The sequence below is a fragment of the Bacillus sp. OTU2372 genome (assembly GCF_038440275.1).
In the GTDB taxonomy this organism is placed as follows: domain Bacteria; phylum Bacillota; class Bacilli; order Bacillales; family Cytobacillaceae; genus Neobacillus; species Neobacillus bataviensis_B.
Genome location: NZ_JASATK010000017.1, coordinates 52,456 through 63,795, shown reverse-complemented (window position 1 = coordinate 63,795; position 11,340 = coordinate 52,456). Strand labels below are relative to the sequence as shown.

The following is an 11,340-nucleotide window of genomic DNA, read 5'->3' as shown; positions in this document are numbered from 1 at the left end:
AACATATATGTTATTAAATTCATATATCATATTTTTATAATATTAGTTATTTCTGATTATATTGTATATAGCATTATTACCTATAAATATAGATATATTAATATGAATATTAAAACTCAGAGATAAGAGTTATGCCCGATAGCATCTTTAACAATAAATAATCCTTTTTAAAAGAAGTGCCAAATATTTGTATATAATTTTTTAATTGAATTCTCAAATAATTCACCTATAAGGAAATTACATGTGAATAGAAAAGATAAATGCGCTAGAATGCAAATCTCCAACATCCTAAATAATAGGGATCATCTGCTTTTTATGATCATTTGAGGAAATTAAAATAATTTTTAAAGTGAATTAACTATTTTTATCCTTTTCTTCCTTTCCTAAAACCCAAGTAAAAAACTCCCACACTATATGATACAAACCCGAAAATAATCATAATAAATTTCTTATGCAAATTCCACAGTAAGGCCATATTGGAAATAAAAGTTCCTTTTGTATGTAGATAATAGAGATAGACAATTAGCAGGGATAGGGAAATAAGAAAGGCAACCTTAAGTAAAAGAAAAAAATTTAAATTTTCGAGAAAAGCTGTTTTCTTTTTCTTCTTTTTTGAAGAAGATTTTTTTATTGTTCCTGTTTCAGGCATAAAATTCTCCTCTCGATTTTTTGATTGAAAATGAAAGCTTATTATTAAAAATGAATTTATAAAGCTAAAGTTAAACTATAAAACTGTATAGCAATTAGTGGTGATGATTTTGATTATAGATAGTTCAATTGCTTTTCTCAAGTTCACTCTCAAAAAGAGTTATGCTAGGCACAATTAAACTACAGTTTTTTTAGAGGATATTTTCGTCGCTTGCATAAAAGAAATAGCTGAACGTCATAGAAAAGAAATAGAATTCTACAAACCAATAATTGCAAAGGCTTTAAAAGATCAAAAAGAATCTAAGTAGAAATGAATATTGTTTTGGTAAAAGTATTCATTTCTTGGTTTGTGAAGAATTGTACTTAAAGTAATGGGGCTAGAGTTAAATAAGGGGTTGAAGTGGCAGTTCACTGTAGTGATGTCCTTAACACTGAGAAGGCATCAAATACCTTATCTTTTAGCCGTAGCACCTGACCCGATAGGGTCAGTAGTATCATTAAACAGCAATAAATAAATAAGAGTAATTATGACTGGTGCCCTCTGCCATCCTTTTTAATAAAATATCCATTAGTTTCCTAACATACAGGTGGCAATATTTCATAGTCTCATAGTCTTTCTAGAGCTTATAATCTAAAATAGGGGGTGTAGAAATGGCAAATAAAAGTCATGAACTACTATATGGGTGGACGCTGATAGCACATAAATCTTACATGCTGTTTTCAAACGTAAATTCCTACGTCCTATTAGATCAAGATAACGTTGTTTCTATGCAATTTACAGCGACAGAACAAGATTTTGAAATAATTCATTCTGAGTACGATTTAAGGGTCAAAATGATTCCAGTATTTAAGACGATAAGGGTATTAAACGTTCCAGATGAAGTATAGTAAGTGGGGGACATAGTACTCTTTGCCATAGAAAATCTTGTGATTCTGACCATTCTTGCACATACAGGCACCACACAAGTACCCACGTTTGGTGTCAGTATTTTTACTGATGATAATTTTTCTGTTTAATAGTTTGAAATAGGGGTATTCAATAGTTAGTTGCTGTCTGTTGTCTGTATCTCCCAATCTGACATTCCGACTAGCTTTCTTTACCCATCTTTGACTATCAATGATAGTCCTTTTTTATTACATTTTTTTCTGTTTAACAGTGTCGAAATAGGGGTATTCACTAGTTATACTATATTCCCCCCCCAACTCTTTATATAGTTGTCTTAACTATGGCTATCTTTGGATAGTCCTTTTTTTCTGTGAAAACAGGGATAGGGCTGTGAGAAACAGTGACTTTTAAAACTTTTTTTTCAATCAAAAGCTAGGTGTATCTGGGCCATTTAGACTTTAGATTAAAATAGGGAATGAGAAGGCCCAAGAGCTAACATTTACTCTTGGGCTTTTTTATTCTACAGAGCCTTACAAAGATTTTACTTTCTTCAAATCGCATTCTTAGATTTGGTAGGTGCGAGGTTTTAATAAATAAGTAAAACTTTATTTTAAAACTTTATTTATAAATGTATTATCTATTATCTTTGAGGTATCTACCTTTTTGTCAATAACCTTTTCCTGGTATAAAAAGTCTGCTTGTTCCTGATGTGCTTTAGCAAACTCTTCCGTTATCGGTGAGAGAATTGGGTTTGATTTTTCTTCCACTGCTGCCCTTGTTGCGAGTGTAATGATTGAAATAGCTAGATTTTTTTGACTCCGCAAATAACTTGTCTTTGAAAGTACTCCTTTTTTTCCTTGTTTTTGAACCGCGTGGAAACTTTCTAATAATTTATCTTTTTTCCCCAGCTTTATATAATTTAAGAATTTCTTTTCAATGGATATGTCAGTATGAACCATTTTATGAACCATTTTCGTTTGGCGTCCTTCGGTTATTCGGGAATCCGGAGGCTCTACCTTAATCCGTTCCTTTTCTACTCCCTCATTATTGTGCAAGATATCTTCTAATGACAATTGTTGTTGATAAACCATGTAATAAATAACCATGCTCATATTAATAAAATTAAAATTACTTATGAAAGGAAGTTCAGTATAATAACGAATCATTTCCTCTTTATTTACTTTGATTTGCATGTCTCTTAAGGTTCCATTGATGGTTTCCTCGGTCATTCTAAAATTAAGAACAGGGCCAACAATTATATTTCCGTTCAATTGATGGTTAGAATGGACGCTAATTGAAAAAAATTTCTCCAGGTATTTTGTTTCCTTTAATACTGGAAAATTATGAAGTCCCGTACCAGAAAAAAGCTCAGCGATAATAGCTGAATTAGAAGGATACAAGGGATTATACAGAGAATTAGGGGCGGCATCATAGACTAACTCACCATGATGATTGTAAAAGTAAACCGGTATTTTATACATGTTAAAAGCTAATGTACAAATATAATTGATCTCCTCTTGTTTCAAAATATGCACACTTATTCCCCCAATCTTATCTAAAAATGAATGGAAACTAATCTGTAATTCATCCTTTTTATCTGTAAAACATACCATAATTTATTAAAAATAAAAACTATAATCTGTTTAAGAAATCGATTTCAACATTCTAAACATGGAGGAGATGGATAGAAATATTTGTTTAGTAAGATTGCCCAATACTAAAATTCAATGAAAATGTAATCGTATTCATGATTTGGTATACAGCTGCCATTTATCTTTATCATTTATCCAATATAAAAAAATTTTCGAGGTGACTAATATGCGTCCTTTTGGTTTCAAAGATAAGATCGGGTACTTATTTGGTGATTTTGGTAATGATTTCTTTTTTGGACTTGTCGGATCCTTCTTGATGGTCTATTATACTGACGTTTTTCATCTCAATCCTGCTGGTGTAGGAGGATTATTCCTGTTAGCCCGTTTGTGGGATGCTGTTGCAGACATTTCATGGGGACGCTTTATTGATACAAGAAAAGCAGGGAAAAACGGGAAATTCAAACCTTGGATTTATAGAATGTCATTCCCGCTTGTGATTTCAGGGGTATTAATGTTTATTCATATTCCAGGGATGTCAAATGGATTTTATACAGCGTATGCTTATGTAACCTACATTCTATGGGGAACCTTGTATAGTACGGTTAATATCCCATACGGATCAATGGCTTCCGTGATTACAGGGGACCCAGTAGAACGGACCACTTTATCAACTTGGAGATCTCTTGGAGCCACTTTGGCCCAATTAATTGTCGGTGTTGTCGGACCATTGCTCATGTTTGTAAATAATAAAGCTGATGCTAATCACTTTTTAATGGCAGCAATTATCTTCGGAATTCTATCAATCTCAAGTTATATGGCTTGCTATAAATTAAGTGTTGAACGAGTAGTCATAAATGAAAGCGCAAAACCAAATGTTAATTTGGCCAAAACTCTAAAAGGTATTTCCAAGAATAAGCCATTAATTGTTTTTCTTATTGGATCTCTTATATTCTTAATTAGTTTAATGTTAATTGGAACTGTCAATACTTATTTGTTTAAGGATTACTTCGGAAATGCAAAAATATTAAGTGTGCTTAGCCTTGTTCAATCAGCAACGATTTTTATTGGGATGCCGCTTGTTAAACCATTGGTATCAAAATTTGGGAAAAAAGAAGTAGCTTCGGCAGGGTTCTTGCTTGCAACAATGGTCTATTTCATTTTATACCTTTTGCCAAATTTGTCAGCCATACAATATATTGCGATTTTATCAATTGGCATGTTTGGTTATGCCCTATTTAACTTAGTTAGTTGGGCGTTCATTACAGACTTAGTTGATTACCATGAATATGTAACCGGTTTACGTGAGGATGGAACCATTTATTCCCTCTACTCTTTTGCCCGTAAAGTAGGACAGGCTGTTGCCGGCGGTATAGGTGGTGCAGCGGTTGCAGCGGTTGGCTATAATCCAGCCCTACAGTCACAAACTCAAAGTACACTTCATGGAATCCATACATTGGCTACTTTAATACCTTCAATTGGTCTATTATTGGTTTTTATATTTCTTGCATTCTTGTACCCTTTAAACAAAAAACGTACGGCCCAACTTGTAAATGATATAGAAGTAAAAAGAAAGGAAATGAATTCTGGTAAAACCGCATGAAAGAAAGGAGATAGGTAGAAACACCTTTGACTATCTCCCTTTCTCTAAACTAATATAATCAGAAAACTTGTTTTCCTTTGCCATTCAACCAAGATAAAGAATCTAGTAGATGAAGAGGAGATTTTGAAATGTTATATCCAATTGTTTCTGAAACACGTAGTATCATAGATTTAAATGGGATTTGGAATTTTAAACTTGATCCAGGAGTAGGGTTTCAAGAAAATTGGCATAATGCCAAATTGTCCGATACAAGAAGCATGGCTGTTCCCTCATCGTTTAATGATATTGGGGTCCATGCAAATATACGTGACCATGTTGGCTGGGTTTGGTATGAGCGAGAAATGACCATTCCGAATATACTTACCGCTGAACGGGTGGTTTTGCGATTTGGTTCTGCCACTCATTTTGCAAAAGTATATGTTAATGGGGAACTTGTAGTCGAGCATAAAGGTGGTTTCTTACCTTTTGAGGCGGAAATCAATCATTTTTTACAAAAAGGGAAAAATCGATTAACGGTTGCTGTCAATAATATTGTTGATGAGACTACCTTGCCGGTTGGCTTTGTAATGGAAAAGGAGATTCCCGGCATGGGCAAAGTAATCCGCAACCAGCCAAACTTTGACTTTTTTAACTATGCTGGTTTACACCGGCCCGTTAAAATTTATACCACACCAACAACTTATGTAAAGGATGTAACCATTGTAACGGAAATAGATGGACTGGTTCATTATTGTGTTGATATGACTGGTTCCACACAAGTAAAAGTGAAGGTGATAAATGAATCTGGTGATGTCGTGGGTGAGGCAAAAGGAGCTAAAGGGGAAATCAGCATTCCCAATGTTAGGCTGTGGGAGCCATTAAATGCCTACTTGTACACTCTCCGTGTAGAGTTGGAAATGGGTAGGAAAACCGTTGATGTGTATGAACACCCATTTGGTGTCAGAACGGTAGAGATAAAAGAAGGGAAGTTCCTGATTAATAATAAACCATTTTATTTTAAAGGCTTTGGTAAACATGAAGATACACCCATCCATGGAAGAGGTTTTGATGAAGCCGCAAATCTACTGGACTTCAACCTAATGAAATGGATCGGGGCTAACTCGTTCCGTACGGCCCATTACCCGTATTCCGAAGAAATCATGCGTCTTGCTGACCGTGAAGGATTTGTCGTCATTGATGAAGTACCAGCCGTCGGTTTGCACTTGAATATGATGGTCATGTATAACGGAGGGAATCTTCGAAATACTTGGAAGGAGCTCAAAACATTCGAGCATCATCAACAGGTTATTAAGGAATTAATTGAACGTGATAAAAACCATCCGTCAGTCGTTATGTGGAATATAGCAAATGAACCTGCTTCAGAGGAAGAGGGAGCATATGAATACTTTAAGCCGCTAGTAGAACTGGCAAAAGAACTTGACCCGCATAAACGACCTGTTACTCTTGTCACTCAAATTGAATCTTCACCAGAAAAAGACCAAGTTGCGGAACTTCTTGATATCCTTACCTTTAATCGATATTACGGCTGGTATGTTGATGGCGGTAATTTCGCTTCAGCAAAAGAAAAACTTCGTGCAGAATTTAATGGCTGGCTTAAACGATGCCCGAACAAACCGTTTATGATGACTGAATACGGTGCCGATACGGTTGCAGGATTGCACGATGTAGAGCCAGTTATGTTTACGGAAGAATATCAAGTAGAGTTCTATCGGGCCAATCATGAAGTGTTTGATGAATATAACCAATTTGTTGGCGAGCAAGTGTGGAACTTCGCAGATTTTGCGACCAGTCAAGGGATTATCCGTGTTCAGGGAAATAAAAAAGGGATCTTTACCCGTGAACGTAAACCAAAGTATGTCGCCCATGAACTCCGCAAACGCTGGACAGCGATTCCAGATTTCAACTATAAGGGATCATTCTAAAAGATTTTGGTAGAAAGGTGATTATTATGTATTTAGTCATTGATATAGGGGGCACTTTTGTTAAGTATGCCCTAATGGATGCAGCTGCGAATATTGTAAGCAAAGGTAAGCAGCCAATTCCAAGAACAAATTTAACTGATTTTGAAAGTGTGATTTTTTCGATTATTGATGAGCATTTATTAAATGATATAAAGGGGATTGCGATCAGTTGTCCAGGTACCATTGATGTAGATACAGGGATGATTTATAATGGCGGTTCATTCCCATTTTTACATGAAGTCAATCTAAAAAATAAAATTGAAAAGAAATACGATATCGATGTGTTTATAGAAAATGATGCAAAGTGTGCGGCTTTAGCGGAATTGTGGCTTGGAAGTGTAAAGGATGCTAAGAATTCGGTGGTGCTCGTACTTGGAAGTGGAGTAGGAGGAGGAATCATAATTGATGGAAAACTTCATCGAGGAGTCCATCTTTCTGCTGGAGAGGTAAGTTATATCAATAATTTAATTAATCCACAAACAAAAGAAGTCGAATATTTTGGTTTGGTTTGTTCTGCTGTTGAAATGGTACGAAAGATTGCAGAGATAAAGAAACTTGAAGATACAACAGATGGAAAACAGGTATTTAAATATATAGTGGACAACGATGACGAAGCGAACGCCATCTTTAATAAATATTGCCTTTACTTAGCAGCGCAAATATTAAACCTTAGCTACATTTTAGATCCGGAAATTTTTGCAATTGGTGGAGGAATTAGTGTTCAGCCCATTTTAATTGAAAGAATTCAATGGACTATAGATGAAATCAAAAAGGCCAACCCGATGCATACTGCAAATCCTATTGTTGTTGCTTGTAAGTTTCATAATGATGCCAACCTTTATGGGGCACTCTATCATTTCTTTGTCAGTAAAGAATACTCATTTTCTTTATGCAGTTTGAATTAAATATACAAGAAAGAAATAGTCTGTATAGACTACCTAATAGACAGACTGTGAAGCATCTTTTGCTATAGTCAGAGTAGGGGAAGGATTACTTGAAAAGAATAAAACCTTTTATCCTATTAAAATAGGGGACCGTATTACTTCCTTCTTCCTTTGAATTTTGGGAATTAAGCTATAGGGTAATGCGGAATTCATAATTTCCCATTTATAAAAAAAATCATTGTATATTTTATGACGGCTGAATATTAATCTCTGATTTTATCTAATTTGTAACTAGGTCTTGTGGTTGACTAATCATAGGAAAAAAGATGCCAGTAACCCTTCAGAAACAGCAAGGTGCCTGGCATCTAAAATGATCAAATTATTCCCATGGTTTTCAATTACATTGAGGCTCATTCCTACCATGGATGGGCTTTTTCTATTACGCAAAAAAGGATGGGATAAATGGGAGGGGATTCAAATTAGTATTGGTAATCTATGTCATGCATGTGATGCTTTTCTTTTCATAACACATTGAAATAACTTGAAAAAGTAATTCTGCCCCTTGTTTATGCAAAGGAATATAGCCTAATTCGTCCAGAATTAGAAGGTCAAGCTTTTCAATCTTTTTAAATAGCTTATTCAGATTGCCTTTTTCATTGGCTTCTAATAATTGATTGACTAATGATGCCACGGTATAAAATTTAATAGGCTTGCCATACTTATGTATGGCATTTAGCCCAATGAGCGTTGCTAAAAATGTCTTTCCGGTACCAACTCCACCATAAAAAATCAGATTCTCTTGCTGTTCCATAAGGGTGGCGTTCAGTAAGTATTCTTTATTCAATCCTTTAGTGAGAACGAAATCTTTCCAATCAAAAGGGTTTTCACTGACTTTAGGTAAACAAGCTTGAGTAAGCATTGAATTTATCTTTCTTTCTTCACGTTGCTGGATTTCCCTTTCGAAAAGCTGAAGTAGATATTCCTCATGTGATTCTGCTTTTATCTCATCATAATGTTCTCTTACCCAGCTTAACTTCAAGCGTTTGGCATACTCTTGGATTTGCGTATTCAATTTAACTCAGCTCCTTTCAGAAGCTGGTCATATTGTTCTAAACCTCTTGCTGCTTCCGGCATTCTCGGCAATGATTGTTTAGGGCTTATGTCAGAACGTATCCCTCGGCCGTTAATAAGATGGTAAAATACCTGATTAATTGATTCGACTGAAGGATGACCATGCTCTGAGGCGATGGTTAAAGCTTCTGTGATTCTACTAAAATCATGGTCTTTCAATACCTTTGCTAGGAATCTCAAAGCCTCTGACTTCTCAGAAGCCGTACATGCATTCAAATAATACTGCCATTCATCTGGGGGCTGTTCATAAAAACTCGTATATTTAAGTGCCATAGGGCGTTTGGCCATCAAATTTAAGTATGGCTGCCATTTTATTGACTTCCTATATTGTCCATATAATCTTGGATGGCTTACTACTAATTCGTGTTCCTCCGTTAAGATTTCTATGGTATTGAATGAGATTCTTATTAAGACCTTATTTAATGCATACCTTGGTGAAGTAGAGTAAAAGTTCTTCTCCACCTTTATGTATCCATACTTATCTGCCTTCACCGTCTCGTATCTTACACATTGGTATTCCTTACTTGGTAATACCAAAAATGTATTCAGATCCTCTTTAAATAAGTCTGAGATTAATTCTTCCTTTTCATAGTGTTTTCGTTCACGATCTTTCTCAGCTTTCTCCCATAAAGTCTGATTTAGTTCATCTAAATCCAAGACGTGTAGACCTGGAAGCAAGTAGTTATTTCTGACTTATTTCACCATCGCTTCTACGTGGCCCTTCTCATTACCGCTATTTGGATTACAGAATTCACACTCAAATCCGTAATGAAGAACGAAGTTCTGGAACTCCTCCGTTAACTGCCGTTCCCCATTTGGCAATACTTTCCTTACGGCAGCCGTGATGAAAAATACGCTTCATACCTTCTAGAAAGCACTCTTTGTTTTGAGAAGGGAATACCTGAAAATAAAAGGCATTGCTATTAGGGTAAGACATAACTAAATAAGGTAAAGTAATTTGTTCCCCTTGATATTTAAATGGCGCTTCTCCAAAATCTACTTGTGCTGAGCCTGGTTTGTTTTCTAATGGTAAAGCTGCTTTATCCGATTCATTTAACAATTCTTTTTTACGTTGTGTTACATAGTTTCGTACCGTCCGATCAGAACCTTTAAAACTGAACTCTTCCTTTAATTGTTCCCATATTCTTTTTGCTGTTCTACGAAACTTCTTTTTCTGTTTAAAATCCTCCATTAACCATTCATCCACAATGTGTTTTACTGAATCCATTACTGGAGATGGTCTATATTGTTTTGGTTTACCTTCTGGACTAAAATCTTCCTGTTCGGCATACTTTTTAACTGTTCTATAATCTCTATTTAATCTTTTTCCGATCTCTGAATAACTATCACCTTTGCTGTTTGCTTCATGTCTGATATAATTAATCTCGGCCACTGCCAACATCTCCTTAATACCTCCTGCACTGCTTTGTCCCAACAGGAAGTGTATGTGTATTTTGGAATGTTGACAAGTGGTTTTTTTAATTTGTGCAGTGCCTACGGCACTGTACAAATTAAATGCCATAACCTACATTTTTATGATGCCATAAACAATATACTAAAGAGTTCTGAGTGGTTAGGAAAATAATGGTTTTAACTTTCGGTTAAAAATTCTTTACTGAACGTTCTTAAATTGATATACTCAGTACAAGTTAGAGCTAACAGTTCCTTATCCAAATAAGAATGATCATTCTTAAATTACCTAAAGAGTTTATTGAGGGGGAATGGAATAGTATAAAATTGTTGCACTCTAAGTGTATAAAATAATTCTAGAGCAATAAAAGTAAAGCTACTATTATGATGCAATTCATTTTTCGAAAGGTGTGTATATAGATGAACAACATAGATAAAAAACAAGAAATTCTAAAGGCATATCAATTTCGTTATGCTACAAAAGAATTCGATCCGACAAAACGGATTTCCGATGAAGATTTTGAATTCATTTTAGAAACTGGCCGCTTATCTCCAAGTTCAATCGGGTCTGAGCCGTGGAAATTTTTAGTGGTCGAAAATGAGGAATTGAAACAAAAATTAAAAGCCGTTTCTTGGGGTGCACAAAGACAGCTGCCATCAGCAAGCCATTTCGTCATCCTTCTTGCTCGTACAGATGTGCGCTACGACTCTGACTATATTTTAGACATTTATAAAAATGTCCAACAAATGCCGGAAGACGTTTTAGAACAAATGATTCATGGACTGAAAACGTTCCAAGAGGATTTCCATCTATTGGAAAACGAGCGTTACTTATTTGACTGGGCAAGTAAACAAACGTATATCCCCCTCGGTAATATGATGACAGCTGCAGCTCAAATCGGAATTGATTCCTGCCCAATTGAAGGTTTCAACTACAATCAGGTGCATGACATTTTGAAAAATGAAGGATTGCTTGAAGATGGCAAGTTTGATGTCTCCGTTATGGTGGCATTCGGCTATAGAATTCATGAGCCAAAACGTGAAAAAACAAGAAGAAGCCTCGACCAAGTGGTTCAATGGGTAAGGTAAATAGGTAAGGTAAATAGGATGGTTGACTAACCATCCTATGACAGAGCATCTCTGATTAATTACAATATTTCTATAAATACTAAAATAAGAATTGCTGAAAGGAGGATTTTAGCGGTGAATGATGATATTGCAGTAAAAG

The 11,340-nt window shown here is 35.3% G+C and carries 6 protein-coding genes and 2 pseudogenes; 5 read left to right on the top strand and 3 right to left on the bottom strand.

What is annotated here, in order from left to right; genetic code table 11:
* The first annotated feature begins 1,299 nt into the window (after positions 1–1,299).
* On the top strand, positions 1,300–1,536 hold the full coding sequence (locus AAHB15_RS21600; protein WP_342043303.1) for a hypothetical protein: 237 nt from the start codon (positions 1,300–1,302) through the stop codon (positions 1,534–1,536).
* 603 nt (positions 1,537–2,139) lie between these two features.
* Here AAHB15_RS21600 and AAHB15_RS21595 read toward each other — a convergent pair.
* Positions 2,140–3,069, bottom strand: a complete 930-nt coding sequence (locus tag AAHB15_RS21595; protein ID WP_342043302.1) for a hypothetical protein — start codon at positions 3,067–3,069, stop codon at positions 2,140–2,142.
* Positions 3,070–3,352: 283 nt separating this feature from the next.
* Between AAHB15_RS21595 and AAHB15_RS21590 the strand changes: the two genes are divergently transcribed.
* From AAHB15_RS21590 to AAHB15_RS21580, 3 genes are all read left to right on the top strand, one after another.
* On the top strand, positions 3,353–4,726 hold the full coding sequence (locus tag AAHB15_RS21590) for an MFS transporter (RefSeq protein WP_335571558.1): 1,374 nt from the start codon (positions 3,353–3,355) through the stop codon (positions 4,724–4,726).
* A 128-nt stretch (positions 4,727–4,854) separates the two neighbouring features.
* Positions 4,855–6,648, top strand: a complete 1,794-nt coding sequence (gene uidA, locus AAHB15_RS21585) for a beta-glucuronidase (RefSeq protein WP_342043301.1) — start codon at positions 4,855–4,857, stop codon at positions 6,646–6,648.
* 26 nt (positions 6,649–6,674) lie between these two features.
* Positions 6,675–7,592 carry an ROK family protein gene (locus tag AAHB15_RS21580; protein WP_335571560.1) on the top strand — a complete coding sequence of 306 codons (918 nt, stop codon included), beginning with the start codon at positions 6,675–6,677 and terminating at the stop codon, positions 7,590–7,592.
* Between the two features lie 475 nt (positions 7,593–8,067).
* On the opposite strand, the pseudogene AAHB15_RS21575 reads toward AAHB15_RS21580, so the two are convergent.
* Together AAHB15_RS21575 and istA are read right to left on the bottom strand one after the other, a co-directional pair.
* Positions 8,068–8,643, bottom strand: a pseudogene (locus AAHB15_RS21575) (ATP-binding protein); the annotation flags it as partial.
* Positions 8,640–10,104 (bottom strand): annotated as a pseudogene (gene istA / locus AAHB15_RS21570) (IS21 family transposase). The pseudogenes istA and AAHB15_RS21575, both read right to left, overlap by 4 nt.
* Positions 10,105–10,532: 428 nt before the next feature.
* Here istA and AAHB15_RS21565 point away from each other — a divergent pair.
* Positions 10,533–11,201, top strand: a complete 669-nt coding sequence (locus AAHB15_RS21565) for an NAD(P)H-dependent oxidoreductase (RefSeq protein ID WP_342043300.1) — start codon at positions 10,533–10,535, stop codon at positions 11,199–11,201.
* Positions 11,202–11,340: the final 139 nt, after the last annotated feature.

Coding starts and splice junctions, on each gene's coding strand:
- AAHB15_RS21580 (WP_335571560.1), top strand. CDS start 6,675: ATGTATTTAGTCATTGATATAGGGGGCACTTTTGTTAAGTATGCCCTA.
- AAHB15_RS21565 (WP_342043300.1), top strand. CDS start 10,533: ATGAACAACATAGATAAAAAACAAGAAATTCTAAAGGCATATCAATTT.
- AAHB15_RS21590 (WP_335571558.1), top strand. CDS start 3,353: ATGCGTCCTTTTGGTTTCAAAGATAAGATCGGGTACTTATTTGGTGAT.
- uidA (WP_342043301.1), top strand. CDS start 4,855: ATGTTATATCCAATTGTTTCTGAAACACGTAGTATCATAGATTTAAAT.
- AAHB15_RS21600 (WP_342043303.1), top strand. CDS start 1,300: ATGGCAAATAAAAGTCATGAACTACTATATGGGTGGACGCTGATAGCA.